Genomic DNA, 17,725 nt, shown 5'->3' on the forward strand with positions numbered 1-17,725 from the left:
ACGTGGACGAAGGGCCCCGCCGTCCGGCGGGGCCCTTCGCGTTGTGCGGTGGGACAGGGCGGTCAGCCGCGGAGGTACAGGGGCCGGCCGGGCAGGGTGCTGCCCGGCGGCAGCAGGGCGAGGTCCAGGCCGTGGACGAGCCGGGCGCGCAGCGCCGGATCGGCGGCGAGGCGTTCGGCGACGGCCCGCATGGCCTCGGCGGGGACGGCCGCCGGGTCCAGGACGAGGGCGAGGATGCCGTCGGCGCGGCCCGGCCCCAGATACGCGCCGGCCACATCGGGCTCGGCGGCGAGGACGGCTCGTACGGCGTCGGTGACCACCGGGTCGGCGAGCGGGTCGAGCGTGGTGCGGCCCTCCGCGAGGGCGAGCAGCGCACGGCCGGTCAGCTCGTACGCGACGGGGCCCGCGAGGTCGATGACGATCGTGTCGGCCTTCTCGTGGACGGCGGCCTGGATCGCCTGTTCCAGCGGGACGGCGACGGGCCGGGCGGCCGGGTCCCAGCGGGTGAGCGCGTCGGTGGACGTGAAGGCGGGCAGGGCGGTGCGGCCCCGGGCCTTCAGGGTGGGCACCGCCATGTCGCTGGTCTTCTCGCGGCGCAGCCCGTTCGCGTCCTCCTCGACCTCGCCGAGCAGCGCGACCATCGGGACGAGGAGACGGGTGCCCTTGAGCGCTTCGAGAAGGGGTCCCTCGGCGGACCGGTCGGCGGCCCAGGCGGCGAGCGCGGCGCTCAGCACGGGGTCGGCGGAGCCGTCGTCGTCGGAGTAGCCGGGCTGGGGGATGTTCTTGTTCGCCACGGTGCCCGAGCCTATCGGCGCGCCGCGCGGCGGTGCGGTGGGGTCCCGGGGGCCGGAGCGGTGCGGTGGGTGGGTCCCGGTGCGGGCGGCTCACGCCGTGTGCGGTACCCGCACCGTCGGTGCCGGGTCCGGTCCGGTCGGGTCGGGTCGGGTCGGGTCGGGTCGGGGTCAGTCCACGGGGACCAGGGTGAGGTATGCCAGCCCGAGCACTCCCCGGTAGCCGTCGAGCCAGCTCGCGCGGTGCCGGTCGGCGCGGGCGCGGGTCTCGTCGGCCAGCGGGTGGTCACGGTGGGCGGCCAGCCACTCCTCGGTGTCGGAGAGGTATCCGGACTCGAACTCCTCCCATTCGCCGCTGTCGGCGCTCTCGATCCAGGCGGGCCGGAATCCCGCCTCGACGGCGAGAGCGACGAGCGCGGCGAGGTCGTGGTACTCGTCGGCGCGGGCGTCCGGCCACATCCCGGTCAGCTCGGCGGGGGTGGGGGGCCGCTGCCAGAAGCCCTCGCCTAGCAGGACCCGTCCCCCGGGCGCGACCCGCTCCCGCAGCGCGTGGAGCGCGGCGGCGGTGTGCTTGGGCGGCGTCTCGTCGCTGAGCGCGTGACTGGCCCCGAGGCACAGCACGAGGTCGGCGGGGCCGCGGGGTGTCCCGGCGGCGGACCCGACGACGAACTCGACGCGACCGGCCAGCCCCCGGGCCACGGCGTTCGCGCGTCCCCGGGCGATGTCCTCGGCGTTGAGATCGATCCCCAGGCCGGTGGCCCCCGGCGTCGCCTCAAGGACCCGGAGCATCAGTTCCCCCCAGCCGCAGCCGATGTCCAGCACCGTCGCGGGGCCGGTCCGGGCGAGTCTGGTGACGATCCGCGCGGCCCTGGCCTCGGAGAGGGGGCCGTGGAAGGTGAGCCGGGTCAGGCGTGGGGGAAGATCGGTTCGGTCCATGTGACGCCACGCTAGCCATCTCAAGGTGACATGGACACCGGGTTTCGGCTCCGCGCGGACGGCGGCCGGTCGGTGTCCAGACCGGTCGCGGTGGCGGTACCGGTGTCCCCGCTCCCGTGCCGACGTCCGGTGGGAGGGCGCCGGGGATTCTCAGCGGAAGCTGAGGTTCGTCTCAGAGGTTCCCCAGTATGGGCACGGAGCATGCCCGGCATGTCGTGGTCCCGGGGTGTGGTGGTGGCGGTCTTCGTGGGGGTTCTTGTGCTGGTCGGCTGGGCGGGGAGCGGGTTCGTGGCGGTACGGGACGAGGGAGGCGCGGGGCGGGCCGGTGGGGGTCCGGCGGCCCGGACGGCCGGGGCGGGCACGCCGGACGTGTCGCGGGCACCGGGCGCGGCCCGGGCGGAGGAGGCGGCCCGGGCGGAGGAGGCCGCCGCCGCACAGGCCGGGCGGCGGCTCGACCGGGCCATGGCCGGGGTGCGGGTGAGCGGCGGGGCGCGGTTCTCGGTGGCGGTGGTCCCGGTGGACGACGACGGGGCGCCCGTCGCGTACCGGGGGGCGTCGGTGTTCGTCACGGCGAGCGTCGTGAAGGTCGACGTACTGGCCGCGTTGCTGCTGGGGGCCCAGGACAAGGGGCGGCGGCTGACCGGTCGGGAACGGGAGCACGCGGCGGCGATGATCGGGCACAGCGACAACGCCTCGACGACCACGCTGTGGGAGGCGTTGGGCGGAGCGCCGGGGCTGGACGCGGCCAACGCGCGGTTCGGGCTGACCGGCACGACCGCGGGCACGGGTGGGCTGTGGGGGCTGACCCGGACGACGGCGGTGGACCGGATAGCGCTGCTGCGGGCGGTGTTCGCGGCGGGCGCGGACCCGGAGCTGAACGGGGAGTCACGCGGTTACGCCCGGGAGTTGATGGCCGGGGTGGTCGCCGGGCAGGACTGGGGGGTGTCGGCGGCGGGTGACGGGGAGCAGCCGGCGGCGCTGAAGAACGGCTGGCTGCCGCGCGGCACGACCGGGCTGTGGGTGATCAACAGCACGGGATGCGTCTCGGTGGACGGACGGCGCTATCTGCTGGCGGTGCTGTCGGACGGTCATACGTCGATGCACGAGGGGATCACGCTGGTGGAGCGGGTGTCGCGGGGGGCCGTGGGGGCGGTGGCCGGCCGGTGACGCCCGGGGTGCCGCTGGGGTGCGTGTACGCCCGGGGCCACCCGGGACGGTGAGGTGTCGCGTCGGGACGGTGCGGTGCCTTGTCTGTCGGGGTGGTGCGGGTCCCGGAGTCGCGGGGTGCCGGGGTGGTGGGGTGGTGGGTCCCGGGGACGGTGACATGTCGGGGTGGTGGGGCATCGGGGCGGCTGGGGCGTCGGGGTGGTGGGGGTCCCGGGACTGTGGGGGGTGCCGGGGTGCGGGTCAGGCCGGGGTGCTTCGGCGGCCGCGCCACAGGACGACGGCCACGGCCAGCAGGGCGACGCCCGTTCCGGCGGCGAGGGGGCCCGCCCAGCCGTTGTCCTTCTTCTTCACGGGGACGGCCGGGCCCGCCCCGAAGTAGCGCTTTCCGTAGACCGCCGCGCGCAGTTCCGGTTCCCGGGTGCCGCCTTCGCGGATCGCGGCGGCCGGGTCGATCATGCCGAAGCCCCGGGAGTCGTCCCTGCCCTGCTCGGGGGCGTCCCCGGCGGTGTCCTCCAGGAGCCGTTTGATCTGTGCGGGGCTGAGGTCCGGGTGGGCGGCGCGGACCAGGGCGACCGCGCCGGAGACGAACGCGGCGGCGGCGCTGGTGCCCCAGCCCGTGTAGTACTGGCGGTCGGGGTCCAGCAGGACGATGTCCTTGCCGGGGGCGCTGACGGTGGCGTACCAGCGGCGGGTGGAGAACGGGGCGCGGGCGCCGAAGCGGTCCACGGCGGTGGCCGCGATGACCCCGGGGTAGGCGGCCGGGTAGGAGACATGGTCGCCCTTCTCCCCGCCGTTGCCCGCCGAGGCGATGACGGACGCGCCCTTCTTCAGGGCGTACTGGACGGCCGCGTCCTCGGCGGGTTCGGGGTGGGCGGAGGCGGAGTCGTCGCCCAGGGAGAGGTTGATGACGTCGGCGCCCTGGTCGGCCGCCCAGCGGATGCCTTCGGCGAGGGCGGTGCCCCGGGTGTCGCGGGCCTCCTTGCGGGAGGGGTCGCCGTCCTCCAGGATCACCCGGATCGGCAGGATCTCGGCCTCGGGGGCGATACCGAGGACACCGTCGGTGTTGCCCGCGCCGTGTCCGTGGCCCGCGATGATCCCGGCCATGGCGCTGCCGTGCCGGGCCCAGGAGCGGTCGCCGCGCCGGGCGCCGAAGCCGATGAGGTCCTTGCCGGGCAGGACGCTGCCGGTGAGGTCCGGGTGGCTGTCGTCCACCCCGGTGTCCAGCACGGCCACGGTGATGCCGTCGCCCCTGGTGGTGCGCCAGGCCTCCTCGACGCCGAGTGCCTGGTGGCTCCACTGGCGGGCGCGGATGCCGTCGGCGTGGGCGGAGGTGGCGGGCAGCAGGGCGAGCGCGGTGGTGAGTCCGGCGCAGACGAGGGCGGTGGCGGCGTGGCGCGCGGGCCTGGAGTGAGGGGCCGTGCGGTGGGGTGGGGGGAGCTGCCGGGGCGTCATGATGTCTTCTCCGGGGTCGCGCTCGCGCCTTTGCGGAACACGCGCTCCACACGGTCGGCGAGGCCCTTCGCCTCATGGCCGAGGCCCGACTGGGCGGGGGTGGTGGTGCTGTCGGAGCGGGCTGCGTCGGTGGCGGGCTCCGGGTCGGTGACGGTACGGCCGTCGGCGAAGCCGGACACCGCGAGGACGACGACCGGGGCGTCGGTGAGCACGGACACGGTCCAGGACGCGCGCTGACGGTCCCCGAATCCTTCGGCGACGGTGCCCTCGGCCGCGTACGGACGGGGCATCAGATCACGGCGGCGGTCCAGTTGCTCCTTGGTGAAGCGGGCGCGCAGGGCGCGCATCCCGTCGGCGTCCGTCTTGGTGAACAGCATCGCGACGGTGGTGACATGGCTGCGGGTGGCGTCCGTGTACGTGGCGCGCAGCAGCCGTACGCAGCCGGCCGGGGCGAGGGCGCGGCGCAGCAGCGGGTCGAGGCCCTGGGCGCAGGTGCCGTCGGGGGCGACGGCGACCCGGGTCCAGGTGCGGTCGGCGCCGCCCGGTCCGGCGCCCTCACCGCGGACGGTCCGGGGGAACAGGTCGTCGACGGGGGTGCTGTGCCAGCGTTCCCCGGCGGCGGCGAAGCGGTCGGCGGGGCCGGGCGCGGCGGTGCTGTCACCGGTGAGCCAGCTGCCGGTGACAGCACCGCCGATGAGGCCGAGTCCGAGGACGGCGCAGGCCACCGCGGCGGCGGCCCGGCGTCCGGTCCAGTGGCCGGTGGGCCGGGCGCGGTGTCCCGGGGGGTCGTCGAACGGGTCGTAGGAGCGGGGCGGCGGACGGTCGAGGGGGTCGTCGTCGCGGATAGGTCTGAGCCGGGTGGTGGTCTCGGTGGGGCGGGGGGCCGTGGTGAACGCGGGGGGCGCGCCGAGGTGGTGGGCGGGGCCGGGGGCGCGCGTGGCCTGGGGCGGACGGGGTCCCGGGTGGGTGTGGGGGCCGGGGTATCCGGGGTGCTCCGGACCGACGGGCGGGGCAGGTCGGCCCGGGTGGCCGGGGTGGCCGTGCGCGGGGTACGGGGGGCGGCCCGGGTGGCCGGTGCCCGGGGCGGGCGGGCCGCCGCGGCGGGGGCCGCCGCCTTCGTGGCGGGGGCCGTCGCCGGGCAGGTCGGCGCCCTGCGGCGGGGCGGGTACCTGGCGGGGCGGGACGCGCCGACGGGGTTCGGGGGGCGGTTCGTCGGGGAACCGGGCGGAGGCCGGGGGCGGGGGCGGCTGGTTCCCCGGGACCGGGCGGGTGGTGCCGGGGCGGGCGGGGGTCCGGGGGCCCGGCGGGCCGGGGACGGTGTCCCGCCCGGGGTGTCCGGGCATGCTGGTGCGGGGTCCGGGCGAACCCGGTCCCGGGTCGTTGTCGGCCATCCCGCGAACGTCGAACACCCCTTGAGTATCCAGTGACTTGGCCGTCCGGGTCCCGGGTGCCCCGGAACTGGCCGCGGAGGCAGGCATTCCGGATGGCTCGCCGAGCGGTGCGGGGGCGGCCGGTCGGGCCGTTCCGGGGGCCGTCGGGCGGGGAGTCGCGGCCCCGGGAGGCACGGCGGACGGGGGCGGGACGGGGCGCCAGGGTTCTCCCGGCGCGGGCGCGGTCGGGGCGCTCGACGCGGCGGGGGCGGTCGGAATGCCCGGCGCGGCCGGGGCCGGTGCGGTCGGGGCCGGGGCGGTCGGGGCCGGGGCGGTCGGCGCGGCGGGGGCGGGGGCCGTCGGGCCACCCGGCGCGACCGGGGCAGGTGCCGCCGGAACGCCGGTCCGGACCGGGGCAGGTGGCATCGGAGTACCCGTCCTCCCGACCGGCGCGGGCGCGGTCGGGGCACTCGGCGCGACCGGGGCGGGCGGGGTCGCGGTCCGGGGCGTGGGGACGGACCCCGGTGCGGAACCGCGCGGGTGGCCGGGGCCGCGGGCCGGGTCGCGGGCGGGCTCGGGCGGGGGGCGGTCCGGGCCGGACGGCGGCCGGGCGGACGAGGGCCGGGCGGACGGGGGCGCGGTGGCGGGCCTCGGAGGGTACGGGGGTGGCGCGACCGGGGGCCGCACGGGGTGGGGCGGGGCGGCGGGGCGCGGCGGGGCCGGGGAACCGGGCGGTGCCGGGGGCCGGGGCGGGACAGGGGGCGGGGGTGGGTAAGGGGGTGACGAGGGCTCGTCCGTCTCCGTGGTCATACGCCCCTCGCCTCCGGGCCGGTCCCCCTCGGACCGGGTCAGCTGTTCCCGGGGGTGATGCCCGGGTCCGTCGTCACCGGGCCGGGTCCGGACCAGGTCCGAACCGGCGCCGGGCCATGCCCTGTCCGGCTCCCCGGGCGGGACACGCGCCGCGCCCGGAAGCGCCCGGACCTGTCCGGAACCACGTCCGGGAGCACCGTCCCTTGCCGGGCGGGCCGTGCGGCCGCCCGTACGAACGGCGGGCCGCGGTGCGGGCGTCCGGGCCGGGGCCCGGGTCGTCCGCGCGGTCGGGGCGGGCTCCTTCCGCGACCCCGGGAAGGCGGTCACGGCGGGGTCCCAGCCGGTCCGGGCGCGGGCCCGGGACCGGTTCCTCCGTTTGCGTTCGCGTCACTCTACGGGCTGGCGACCACCGTGCGGGAGGCGGTCCGGGCAGCGGTGGCATCTGCCCGGTACATCCCCCTACCCTCCGGTAACCGGGTCTGGCAGGCTGCGGACATGAGTGCTCGCGCCGCCGACCGGGCCCGGTACGACCGGGCCACCGCCTCGTTCGACGCGCCCGTCGCGATCGTGGACCTGGACGCCTTCGACGCCAACGCCGCGGATCTGGTCCGCCGGGCGGCGGGCACCCCCGTGCGGGTGGCGAGCAAGTCGGTGCGCTGCCCAGCCCTGCTGGAACGGGTCCTCGCCCGGGACGGCTTCGCGGGTGTCATGTCGTTCACGCTGGCGGAGTCGCTGTGGCTCGCGCGGTCCGGTTTCGGGGACGTGCTGCTCGCGTACCCGTCGGCCGACCGGGCCGGGTTCGCGGAGCTGACGGGTGATCCGAAGCTCGCGGCGGCGGTGACGGTGATGATCGACGACCCCGCTCAGCTGCGGCTGATCGACGCGTCGCGCGGCGGTGGCCGGGAGCAAGTACGGGTCTGTCTGGAACTCGACACGTCGTTGCGGCTGCTGGGCGGCCGGGTGCGGATCGGGTCACGGCGTTCGCCGGTGCACTCCCCCGCCGAGGCCGCCGAGCTGGCCCGCGCGGTGGCCCGGACGCCCGGGTTCCGGCTGGTGGGGATCATGGCGTACGAGGGGCATGTGGCCGGGGTCGGGGACGTGGTGGCCGGGCGTCCGGTGCTCTCGGGCGCGATACGGCTGATGCAGCGCGCGGCGCGGCGGGAGCTGGCGGCGCGGCGCGCCGAGGTGGTGCGGGCGGTCCGGGCCGTCGTCCCGGACCTGGAGTTCGTGAACGGCGGCGGGACCGGGAGCGTGCAGCACACGGCCGCGGAGGACGCGGTGACGGAGGTGGCGGCGGGGTCGGGGCTGTACACGCCCCGGCTGTTCGACGGCTACTCGTCGTTCCGGGGCCGGCCCGCCGCGCTGTTCGCGCTGCCGGTGGTGCGGCGCCCGGGGGTCGGGGTGGTGACGGTGCTGGGCGGGGGATATCCGGCCTCGGGTCCGGCCGGGGCGGACCGGCTGCCGGTGCCGTGGCTGCCGGAGGGCCTGCGGTACGCCTCCCAGGAGGGCGCGGGTGAGGTGCAGACACCGTTGCTGGGCGGGCCCGCGGACGATCTGCTGATCGGCGACAAGGTGTGGTTCCGGCACGCGAAGGCCGGGGAACTGTGCGAGCGGTTCGACGCGTTGCGGCTGGTCGAGGGCGACACCGTCACGGCGACGGTTCCGACGTACCGCGGTGAGGGGCACACCTTCCTGTAGCGGGTCCCGTTCCGTTCGGCCCGGAGCGGGCGGGCGCGGGCGGGAGCGGGCGGCGCGGGTGGGCGAGGCGTACGGGCGGGGTGTACGGGCCCGCGAGTGGCGTGGGTGGCGTGCGTGGTCTCCGGCGCGGGCGGCGGGGTGGAGCGCTGTCCGCGGGCGGGCGGGCCGACGGGAGCGGGCGGGCGGGGCGGCGGGAGAGCGGGCGGACGGGTCGCCTCCGGGGTGCCCGCTGGGTAGTGCCGCGCCGCACCGGTGAGTAGTTCTCCCGTACCGGACGGCGTTTCCGCAGGTCACAGGGGGCGCGCGGCGGGGAGAAGTTTCCGGCGGGGGGCGCTGGATGGTGCCCCGGGGACTGGCACACGATGGGGAGCGTCTGCAAAGAGGCCCTTTTCGGCCCCCGCGTCAGAAAGCAGGTGCCATGGTCGTCAGCGCAGCGCCCGGAGCAGCGCCGCTTCCCCTCGACGGGGTCCTCTTCGCCGTCGTCGTGATCCTGGTGTGCTGCAAGTCCGTGGGCGCGCTGGCCCGTCGGCTGGGGCAGCCCGTGGTGATCGGGGAGATCGCCGCGGGACTCATACTCGGGCCCTCCGTGCTGGGCGCGTGGTGGCCGGAGGCGATGGACGCGCTGTTCCCGCCGGAGGTACTGGCCCCGCTGCATGTGCTGTCGCAGCTGGGCGTGGTCCTGTTCGTCTATCTCGCGGGCCTTGAGGTGGATCTGCGGCTGCTGCGCGGCAAGGGCAGGCTGACGTCGTACGTGAGTGTCACCAGCATCGTGATCCCGGTGCTGCTGGGTGTGGGTTTCGGGGTGCTGACGCACGAGCGGTTCGGGGGCGGGGACACCGGGCCCGTGCCGTACGCGCTGTTCCTCGGGGTCGCGATGGGGGTCACCGCGCTGCCGGTGCTCGCCCGCATCCTGGAGGACAGCCCGCTGCGCGGGACGGTCGTCGCCACGGTGGCGCTGACCTGCGCGACCGTCGGTGACGTGGTGGCGTGGTCGCTGCTGGCGGTGGTCGCGGGCATGGTCGCGGCGAGCGCGCCGAGTGCCGCGCTCACCGTGGCGCTGACGGTGGCGTTCACCGCGGCCTTGGTGTTCGTGGTGCGTCCGGCGCTCGCCCGGATGCTGGCCGAGCCCCGGTTCGGCGCGACCACCCGCACGGGTGTCCTGCTGCTCGGCGCGCTGGCGTCGGCCGCGGTGACCGAGTGGATCGGGGTGCACGCGATCTTCGGCGCGTTCCTGTTCGGGCTGGCCGTCCCCCGTGACCGGACGGTGGTCCAGGAGTCGGCGGAACGGCTGGGCACCGTCGCCGGGGCGCTGCTGCTGCCGCTGTTCTTCGCGTACAGCGGGCTGCGCACCGACCTCGGCTCGCTGGCCGGGTCGGGCGCGGTGTGGCTGTGGTGCCTGGTGGCGATCGCCGTGGCGGTCGCGGGCAAGCTCGGCGGCACGGCGCTGGGCGCGCGGGCGGCGGGGTCCGGCTGGCGGGACTCGCTGCGGCTCGGCGCGCTGATGAACTGCCGGGGCATGACGGAGCTGGTGGTGCTGAACGTCGGGCTCGACCTCGGTGTGCTCAGCACGGAGATGTTCACGGCGCTGGTCGTGATGGCCTTCGTCTGCACGGCGATGACCTGGCCGGTGGCGGGACGGCTCGGACGGGGCCGGGACGGCACCCTCGCGGCCCCGCCCACCCGGCGCAAGGGCCCGGACACGTCCGCCGCCTTGGGCGGCGTACCGCACCAACCGACCAGGAAGGAAGCGTGAGACAGCGTGACGGACATGGCTTCGCAGGACGGTGGGACTCCCCACGAGACGGGTACGGGCGGGGACTTCGCGGGTGATCTGCGGGGGTTCCTCGGCTCACTGCCGCGCGGGGACGCGGACGCGGTCCTCGGCTGGTTCGGCGGTTCCCCGGCCACGGGTCCCGGTGAGGGGCTGACCCCGGAGCTGACGGCGCTGTTCGAGGACGGGGAGGGCGGGCCCCGGGACGCCGGTATCGACCCGGCGAGCCGGCCGCGGCAGGGCGACCCGCGCGCGGTGCGCCGGGTGGGCGTCATCGGCGGGGGCACCGCCGGATATCTGACCGCGCTCGCGCTGCGCGCCAAGCGGCCGTGGCTGGAGGTCACGCTCGTCGAGGCGAAGGGCATCCCGATCATCGGGGTGGGCGAGGCGACCACCCCGTCGATGGTGCCGTTCCTGCACCACTATCTCGGGATCGATCCGCAGGAGCTGTACGAGGCGGTCGCGCCCACCTGGAAGCTGGGCATCCGCTTCGACTGGGGCGGCAAGCCGGGCGGGTTCATGGCGCCGTTCGACTGGGGCTCCAACTCGGTGGGCGTGCTGGGCTCGCTCGCCACCCAGGACGACATCAACGCCTTCACGTTCCAGTCGCTGCTGATGGAGCGCGACCGGGCGCCCGTGTTCCGGTCCGGGGACGACGGCCGGCTGTCGCTGATGAAGCATCTGCCGTTCGCCTACCACCTCGACAACGCGCGCTTCGTCCGCTACCTCACCGAGCTGGCGGAGCGGCGCGGGGTGGGTCATATCGACGCGAAGATCGACGAGGTGGTCCTCGGCGCGGACGGCTGGGTGGACCATCTGGTGACCGACGGCGGTGAGCGCCTCGACTTCGACCTGTACGTCGACTGCTCCGGGTTCCGTTCGCTGCTGCTCGGCAAGGCGCTGGACTCGCCGTACGTCAGCTTCGCCGACAGTCTGTTCACCGACCGGGCGGTCACCGCGATCGTCCCGCACCACGGCCGGATCAAGCCGTACACCCGGGCCACCACGATGGACGCGGGCTGGTGCTGGACCATCCCCACCCGGGACGACGACCATGTCGGGTACGTGCACTCCTCGGGGTTCATCAGCGTGGAGGAGGCCACCGCCGAGCTCCAGCGCCTCTACCCCGAGGCGCATACCTTCCGTACCGTGCACTTCCGTTCCGGGCGCCATGAGGAGGCGTGGATCGGGAACGTGATGGCGATCGGGAACTCGTACGCGTTCGTGGAGCCGCTGGAGTCCAGCGGTCTGATGATGATCACGCTGGGCATCCTGTCGCTGGTCGGTTCGCTGCCGGGCTCGTGGGACGAGCCGTGCCCGCGCAAGGTCGTGAACGCGGCCCTGGCGAAGAAGTGGGACGAGATCCGCTGGTTCCTCGCGATGCACTACCGGTTCAACACCCGTAAGGACACGGACTTCTGGCGGGCCTGCCGGGCGGACACCGATGTCTCCGGTCTGGAGGCGCTGCTTGAGGTGTTCGCGGGCGGCGCGCCGCTGCGGTTCCGGGACCCGGTGGTCCGGGGGTTCCTCGAATCGACCGCGCCGACGTTCTACGGACTGGACGGGGTGGACTGTCTGCTGCTCGGGCAGGGGCATCCGACCCGGCTGCTGCCGATGACGGAACCTGTCGACGCGTGGCGGGCCCGCAAGGCGGCGGCCGATGTGCTCGTGGACCGGGCGCTGACCGCGGCGGAGGCGCTGGCGGCGTTCGACCAGGACCCGCGGCTGAACGCGCAGTTGGTGGGCGATCCGGACAGCTGGGTCGTCAGGACCGGTACGAACCGGCTGGTCAGCGCGGATCCGGACGCGCCGGCGGCTCGTGGGTCGGCCGCGGACGGGCCGGCCGACGGGGCGGCGGTTGACGGGGCCTCCGGCGAAGGGGCCTCCGGCGGCGCGCTGGCCGGGACGGGGTCTTCGCGGGGCGACGGGACGGACGGATGACCAGGCCGCTGGAGCGGGTGCTGCCGGACGCCTCGGGCGAGTACGGGGCGCGGGTGCGGCGGCGGCTCGCGCGGGAGCGGGTCGTGTGGCTGTCCACGGTGTCCGACGAGGGGTTCCCGGAGCCCAATCCCGTGTGGTTCCACTGGGACGAGGACGACGGGTTCACCGTGTACAACGACACGGGGTCGCGCCGGGTCCGGAACATCCGGGCCCGGCCGGAGGTCACCCTGCATTTCGACGGCGGGGAGTTCGGGCGGGACATCGTGGTGTTCCGGGGGCGGGCCGAGGTGCTGGTGGGCGTGCCGCCCACGCTTCCGGGGTTTCTCGCGAAGTACGGGGACGACATCGATCGGATCATGGGCGGGCCCTCGGCGTTCCGGGTGGGGCACCCGGCCGTGGTGCGGGTCCGCCCGGTGGGGGTGAGGGGGCGGTAGTCCGGCCCCCTCTCCGGGCCGGGCCCCCGGGTTCGCTGTGCCGGGCGCACGTTGTTCCTGTGCCGTCGCTCGTGGGGTGCGCGGTTCCTCGCGCCCCTGGGTTGCCTGTGCTGGGCGCACTTTGTTCCTGTGCCGTCGCTCGTGGGTGCGCAGTTCCTCGCGCCCCTGGGTACTCCCCGGTTGGCGCACCTTGTTCCTGTGCCGTCGCTCGTGGGGTGCGCGGTTCCCCGCGCCCCTGGGTACTCCCCGGTTGGCGCGCTTCGTTTCTGTGCCGTCGCTCGTGGGTGCGCGGTTCCTCGCGCCCCTGGGTTTCCTGTGCTGGGCGCACTCTGTTCCTGTGCCGTCGCTCGTAGGGTGCGCAGTTCCCCGCGCCCCTGGGTACTCCCCGGTTGGCGCACCTTGTTCCTGTGCCGTCGCTCGTGGGGTGCGCGGTTCCTCGCGCCCCTGGGTTTCCTGTGCTGGGCGCACTTTGTTCCTGTGCCGTCGCTCGTGGGGTGCGCGGTTCCTCGCGCCCCTGGGTTGCCTGTGCTGGGCGCGCTTCGTTTCTGTGACGTCGTTCGTGGGCGGGGGCTGCTCGCGGAGGGGAGCTTCTCATTTTCCGCCAAGCGCGCCCCACGGTGACGGGCGGATGAACGCGGGTGTGGCGACGCGCGTCACCCCGCGCCGCCGCTGGGTGGAATCCATCGGGGCGAGGTGAGTAGTTCATCCGCGCCGGAGGAGAGAACCGCTGGTCGGGAGCGGGTGCGCCGGAGGAGAAAGTTCCCCCTGGATTGCGGTGGGACCGCGGAAGCCGTTTGCACACGATAGGAGAGCCCCAACCGACGTGGTTCGGCCAATGATCCCGAACCACTGGAACGCGATCGAAAGGGATGGACCCGTCATGAGCGAGCTTGAACTGACCGAGCAGACGTCGGACGCGGAGACCGGGACCGACGAGCTCGCGGATCTGGACGACATCGACTTCGACCTGGACGAGGTGGAGAACAAGATCGCTCCGCTGGCCCTGGCGCTCGCCGAGACCCGTTCATGGTGAGGCCGTCGCCGGACCCGTCGGCGGCCGGTCTGCTCGGCGGCGCCCGCACCTCCCCCCCGGTGGGTGCGGGCGCCGTCCGGGTGGACGTGGCCACCGGGCCCGCCGCCTCGTTCACGGGGCTGCGGGTCGCGCTGGGTGAACTCCGTTCGCGGGGGGCCACGTTCGGCGGCCTGCCGGAGCGTTACGCGGCGGAGTGGGCGGAGCTGTTCCCGGGCGGGGACGGGGCACCGGACGCCCTCGGGATCGCCGAGATCGCGCTCGCGCCGTCCGAGCGGCGGCTGCACCGGGAGTCCGAGCAGAACTACCGGGTGCTCGCCACCGCCGCGGCGGCGCTGTGCGCGGGGGCCGAGGAGCTGGGACGGCCCCTGGAGCTGTCCGGGGTCGGCGGTACGGACCTCTCGTCGCTGCGGGGCTTCATGCGCGCGGTGGAGCACTCCCGTACCCGCCCCGGTGCCGAGCTGCGGCTGGACGCGCCGGAGCGGGTCGCGCCGCCGGTGCTCCCCGAGGCGGACTACCGGGCCGAACGCGCCCGGTGCCTGCGCCGGATGGGGGTGCCCGTGGACGTGGCCTCGCTGCGTACCGAGCTGCCCGCGTACCGGCCGGGGCCGGACCCGGTGGGCGGCCAGGAGGCGGCGCTGTTCGCCGCGGCCTTCGGGGACGGCACCGCCTTCGACCGGCTCACCGCGGTCCTCGCGGGCTGCCGCCGGGGGTTCTTCACCGGCAACTGGGAGGCCATGGCGGCCCTCGCCGGGCTCGGCGGACGGCTGCTCGACGGCTTCCCCGACGCCTCGGTCGGTGATCTGCTGACGGCGGCCCGGGAACAGGACCTCCAGGCGGAGGCCATCGAGTTCGAGCCGGGCATCCTGCGCACCGCGGACGACGTACGGGCGTTCCTGCTCAAGGTGCTCGGGGTGCAGGCCACCTTCCGGGGGCGGCAGGACCAGGCGCTGGCGTACTTCCGGGCGATGCGGGAGGGCGAGCGGCTGTCGCCGGAGGTCCGGTCCCAGTCGCATCTGTACGCGGCGCTGACCCTGACCAAGCGGCTGGGGCACGTCGGGGACGCGGTGGCGGAGCTGGAGCAGGGTTTCGCGGCCGTACCGCACCGGGAGGGCGAGGAGAAGAGCGTGCGCCGCGAGCGCGGCTGGCTGCACAATCTGCGCGCGCTCACGCACTTCGCGCAGAAGGAGCTGCGGGACGCGTTCGGGCACGAGAAGCAGGCGCTGGCGTGCATCGAGGGCCTGGACGACGCGAGCTCGATCCATCTGCGGGTCAATCTGTTCTCCAACATCAGCGTGCTCCAGGAGAAGGCGGGCCGGCATCCGCAGGCCGCGCGCACCTGGGCGCGGTTCAAGGAGGCGGCCGGGTCCGGGAACGCGACGTTCGTCAAGCACCACGCGTACCGGGCGGCGGGGCTCGCCCTGCTGTGCGGGGACCGGGACGCCGCGCTGGAGGACCTGTCGCGGTCGGTGGCGTGCGCCGCCGAGTTCGACGACGACTTCCACGAGGCCGAGATCCGGCTGGAGACCGGGACGCTGCATCTCGCCGACGGGCAGCGGGCGGAGGCGGCCGGGCACTTCGAGCGGGCCGTCGAGCTCACCGCCCGGATCGGGGACCCGTACCGGATGGCGCTCGCGGGTGTCGGGCGGGCGGAGGCCGCGGGGACCGCGCCGGACAGCTCGCTCGGTGAGCTGGCGCTGCGCGGTCTGACCCGTCCCGGGGACGGGGCGGAGCTGGCCGCGCGGATCGCCAAGGGCGACACGGCGGGGCTGCTGCCCCGGGTGCGCACCAAACTCAACCGGCCGTTCGACCTGATCAACTTCCAGGAGTGATGCGGGAGTGAAGACGGGAGGGACCCACGCGGAGGGAGCGTCCTGGCGCCTGTACCCCCGGCTGCTGCTGCGGCGCGCGGGGTTCGGCGTCGAACTCCTCACGGATCTCGCGGACGGGGCCGTGGCGGGCGCCGCGGCGGACTACCGGCTGCGGGCGGACGAGTTCGAGGCGCGACGCGGTCTGTCGCTGGCCGCGCTGCGCGCCGAGGTGGACTCGGCCGCCGGGTCGGGCGACCGGGAGCTGCTGCGGCTGCTGTCCCGGGCGCGCGGCCGGATCGGCCGGCGACGGCCGCTGGACGGCCCGCTCGCCGGGTGCGGGCCCGCCGCCCTCGGGTACACCGGGGCGTGGCGGGCCCGTGAGGCGGCCTGGTCCACGCTGGCCGGGGCGCTCGCCGCCGAGCGCGACGGCAGGACGGCGAAGGTGCGCCGGGTGCTGGACGACGAGCGGCTGCTGGACGCGGTGCTGCAACTGGCGCCGTCGTTCGCGGCGGAGGTGGACCGGTTCGCCGCGGCGCCGCCGCGCGCGGGAGGTCCGACGGCGAAGGACCGCGCGTTCCTGCGGCGGGTGTACCTCTACTGCCAGCGGCTGGGTGCCAAGAACGAGACGACGAGCTTCTTCGGTCCGCTGGTGCACGGTGAGGTGACTGCCGCGCCGGAGGGTGACGCGGGCAATGGCGCGGCGGGCGTCGTGACGGGTCCGGAGACCTCGTCGGGCACCGTGGAGACGGAGGCGTTCCTGGCGTTCTGGGCGGTGTGCGAGCTGGCTGCGGTGCTGGCCCGGGACCCCCGGGTGGCGCGGCGGCTGCCGGTGTCGTGGATCGCGGCGTGCCGTCGTGACGGTGACTCGCTGACGCTGCCCGACGGGCGCCGGGTGCGGCTGACCGGGGCGCAGCGCCGGGTGGTGGACCTGGTCGACGGGGAGCGTTCGGTGCTGGCGCTCGCGCGGGGCGCGGGGCTCGGCACCGATGAGGTGACGGAGGTGGTGGAGCGGCTCCAGCGGGCCGGGGCGCTGCGGCACCGGCCGGAGCCGCCGTCGACCGCGCCGCGTCCGCTGGACTGGCTGACCGCGCGCGCCGACCGGTACGCGGCGGACACGCCGTGGCCGGGGGCGTTGCGGGGTCTCGCGCACCGGGCGGCGCTGTACGCCCAGGCGGAGGGTCCGGTGAAGCGGCGGGCGGCGCTGGAGGCCGTCGAGTCGGCGTTCAGCGAGCTGACGGGGGGTGAGGCGCGGCGGGCCGGTGGGCGGATGTACGCGGACCGGATGGTCGTGTCGCTGGACGCGAAGGGTGACCAGGGTCCGGTCCGGGTGGGCGCGGGGACGGCGGCGCGCTGGGAGCGTGAGCTGACGCCGGTCCTCGATGTGGCGGCGCGGTACGGCGAGTTGCTCCAGACGGCGTGCGCGGAGCTGTGCGCGGATCTGCTGCGGGAGGCCGGGGTCGGCCGGATGCCGTACGACGAGCTGATCCGCCGGTCGGCGGCGGCCGTCGCCGAGGGGCGGCTCGACGGGTACACGGCGCGGGCCGACGCGTTCGCCGCGGAGGTGGCCCGGGTGGTCACGGACGCGGTGCGCACCGACGGGGGCGGTCCGCCGGCGGCGGTGCTGAGGGCGGAGGAGCTGGCGCCGCTGGCGCCGGCGCGGGACCGGGCTCGGTTCGTCAGCCCCGATCTGATGCTGGAGGCCGCGGGACCCGGCGGTGAGCCGGAGGGGCTGGTGCTCGGGGAGCTGCATCCGTATGTCTTCGCCTGGGGTTCCCAGGGGTTGTTCGACCATGACCCGGAGGGGACGCGGGCGGCGTTCGGGGACCGGCTGGCCCCGTGGGGCGGCGCGGCGCGGCTGGCGACCGTGATCCGCAGGCGCCGTCACAAGGGGCTGGTGGGTGAGTGGTTCCCGGGCCGGTTCGTGGAGATCACCGCGGTCGCCACCGACGACCGGTCGCGTGCCGTGCCGGTCACCGCGCTGAGCGTCGAACTGGACGGCGCACGCGCCAGGTTGCTGGGTCAGGACGGTGAACTCGTGCTGTACGCCGGGGAGGACGACCATGTCCATCTGCGGGCGTTCGCCGCGCCGACGGCGGTGCTGCCGCCGGTGGTGGTCGACGGGATGATGCCGCGCTGGGGTGTCGGCGCGCTGATCGCGCAGCGTGCCCGCTGGTGGATCACGCCCGCCGATCTCGGCCCCGGGGCGGGGAAGCCGTCGGCGGACGAGGTGTTCCGGGCGGTGCAGGGGCTGCGGGTGGCCCTCGGTCTGCCCCGGTACGTCTTCGCCCATATCAGCGGTGAGCCGAAGCCGGTCGGCGTCGATCTCGACGCCCCGCTCGCGGTGGAGACCCTCGCGGCGCTGGCCACGGCGTCGGGCACGGAGCGGATCGCGCTCACCGAGATGCGTCCGGCGCCGGACCGGCTGTGGCTGCGCAGGCAGGGCCGTGCCGTGACCTCGGAGTTCCGGCTGGCCCTGCACCGGGAACCCGGATGAACCCCCCTTCGGAAGGTTCG

The 17,725-nt window shown here is 75.6% G+C and carries 11 protein-coding genes and 1 pseudogene; 8 read left to right on the forward strand and 4 right to left on the reverse strand.

What is annotated here, in order from left to right:
- Positions 1-62: 62 nt before the first annotated feature.
- The gene (locus tag AB852_RS23770) at positions 63-794 is read right to left on the reverse strand and encodes an SseB family protein (protein WP_073792203.1); all 732 of its coding nucleotides are present in this window, start codon (positions 792-794) and stop codon (positions 63-65) included.
- Positions 795-962: 168 nt separating this feature from the next.
- Entirely contained in the window at positions 963-1,727 is a 765-nt protein-coding gene (locus AB852_RS23775) for an SAM-dependent methyltransferase (protein WP_073792204.1), read from the reverse strand.
- Positions 1,728-1,937: 210 nt separating this feature from the next.
- Between AB852_RS23775 and AB852_RS23780 the strand changes: the two genes are divergently transcribed.
- Entirely contained in the window at positions 1,938-2,894 is a 957-nt protein-coding gene (locus AB852_RS23780; protein WP_073792205.1) for a serine hydrolase, read from the forward strand.
- A gap of 240 nt (positions 2,895-3,134) precedes the next feature.
- Here AB852_RS23780 and mycP read toward each other — a convergent pair whose 3' ends face one another.
- The gene (gene mycP, locus AB852_RS23785) at positions 3,135-4,346 is read right to left on the reverse strand and encodes a type VII secretion-associated serine protease mycosin (protein ID WP_073792206.1); all 1,212 of its coding nucleotides are present in this window, start codon (positions 4,344-4,346) and stop codon (positions 3,135-3,137) included.
- A complete protein-coding gene (locus AB852_RS40945; RefSeq protein WP_245876890.1) occupies positions 4,343-5,737 on the reverse strand; it encodes a hypothetical protein in 1,395 nt (464 codons plus the stop codon). Before AB852_RS40945 ends, mycP begins: the two co-directional genes overlap by 4 nt.
- Before the next feature lie 1,284 nt (positions 5,738-7,021).
- Here AB852_RS40945 and AB852_RS23800 point away from each other — a divergent pair.
- The 7 genes and pseudogenes from AB852_RS23800 (at position 7,022) to AB852_RS23830 (ending at position 17,705) form a co-directional block, all read left to right on the forward strand.
- The gene (locus AB852_RS23800; RefSeq protein WP_073792208.1) at positions 7,022-8,224 is read left to right on the forward strand and encodes an amino acid deaminase/aldolase; all 1,203 of its coding nucleotides are present in this window, start codon (positions 7,022-7,024) and stop codon (positions 8,222-8,224) included.
- A gap of 418 nt (positions 8,225-8,642) precedes the next feature.
- Positions 8,643-9,977 carry a cation:proton antiporter gene (locus AB852_RS23805; RefSeq protein ID WP_073792209.1) on the forward strand — a complete coding sequence of 445 codons (1,335 nt, stop codon included), beginning with the start codon at positions 8,643-8,645 and terminating at the stop codon, positions 9,975-9,977.
- 15 nt (positions 9,978-9,992) lie between these two features.
- Positions 9,993-11,936, forward strand: a complete 1,944-nt coding sequence (locus AB852_RS23810) for a tryptophan halogenase family protein (protein ID WP_073792210.1) — start codon at positions 9,993-9,995, stop codon at positions 11,934-11,936.
- Complete coding sequence (locus tag AB852_RS23815; RefSeq protein WP_073792211.1) at positions 11,933-12,370, forward strand: pyridoxamine 5'-phosphate oxidase family protein; 438 nt, start codon at positions 11,933-11,935, stop codon at positions 12,368-12,370. Before AB852_RS23810 ends, AB852_RS23815 begins: the two co-directional genes overlap by 4 nt.
- A 937-nt stretch (positions 12,371-13,307) precedes the next feature.
- A pseudogene (locus AB852_RS40950) lies at positions 13,308-13,403 on the forward strand (ammosamide/lymphostin RiPP family protein); the annotation flags it as partial.
- Positions 13,397-15,232 (forward strand): hypothetical protein, encoded by a 1,836-nt coding sequence (locus AB852_RS23825; protein WP_218623283.1) that lies wholly within the window; start codon positions 13,397-13,399, stop codon positions 15,230-15,232. The pseudogene AB852_RS40950 and the gene AB852_RS23825, both read left to right, overlap by 7 nt.
- A 7-nt stretch (positions 15,233-15,239) precedes the next feature.
- Positions 15,240-17,705, forward strand: coding sequence for a lantibiotic dehydratase (locus AB852_RS23830; RefSeq protein WP_073792213.1), 2,466 nt, complete (start codon positions 15,240-15,242; stop codon positions 17,703-17,705).
- Positions 17,706-17,725 lie beyond the last annotated feature (20 nt).

The sequence above is a fragment of the Streptomyces uncialis genome (genome assembly GCF_001905345.1).
GTDB classification, from domain to species: domain Bacteria; phylum Actinomycetota; class Actinomycetes; order Streptomycetales; family Streptomycetaceae; genus Streptomyces; species Streptomyces uncialis.

Excerpts from the sequence above, each read along its gene's own strand:
- AB852_RS23775 (WP_073792204.1), bottom strand. The coding sequence starts at position 1,727 with ATGGACCGAACCGATCTTCCCCCACGCCTGACCCGGCTCACCTTCCAC.
- AB852_RS23780 (WP_073792205.1), top strand. The coding sequence starts at position 1,938 with ATGTCGTGGTCCCGGGGTGTGGTGGTGGCGGTCTTCGTGGGGGTTCTT.
- mycP (WP_073792206.1), bottom strand. The coding sequence starts at position 4,346 with ATGACGCCCCGGCAGCTCCCCCCACCCCACCGCACGGCCCCTCACTCC.
- AB852_RS40945 (WP_245876890.1), bottom strand. The coding sequence starts at position 5,737 with ATGGCCGACAACGACCCGGGACCGGGTTCGCCCGGACCCCGCACCAGC.
- AB852_RS23800 (WP_073792208.1), top strand. The coding sequence starts at position 7,022 with ATGAGTGCTCGCGCCGCCGACCGGGCCCGGTACGACCGGGCCACCGCC.
- AB852_RS23805 (WP_073792209.1), top strand. The coding sequence starts at position 8,643 with ATGGTCGTCAGCGCAGCGCCCGGAGCAGCGCCGCTTCCCCTCGACGGG.
- AB852_RS23810 (WP_073792210.1), top strand. The coding sequence starts at position 9,993 with ATGGCTTCGCAGGACGGTGGGACTCCCCACGAGACGGGTACGGGCGGG.
- AB852_RS23815 (WP_073792211.1), top strand. The coding sequence starts at position 11,933 with ATGACCAGGCCGCTGGAGCGGGTGCTGCCGGACGCCTCGGGCGAGTAC.
- AB852_RS23825 (WP_218623283.1), top strand. The coding sequence starts at position 13,397 with ATGGTGAGGCCGTCGCCGGACCCGTCGGCGGCCGGTCTGCTCGGCGGC.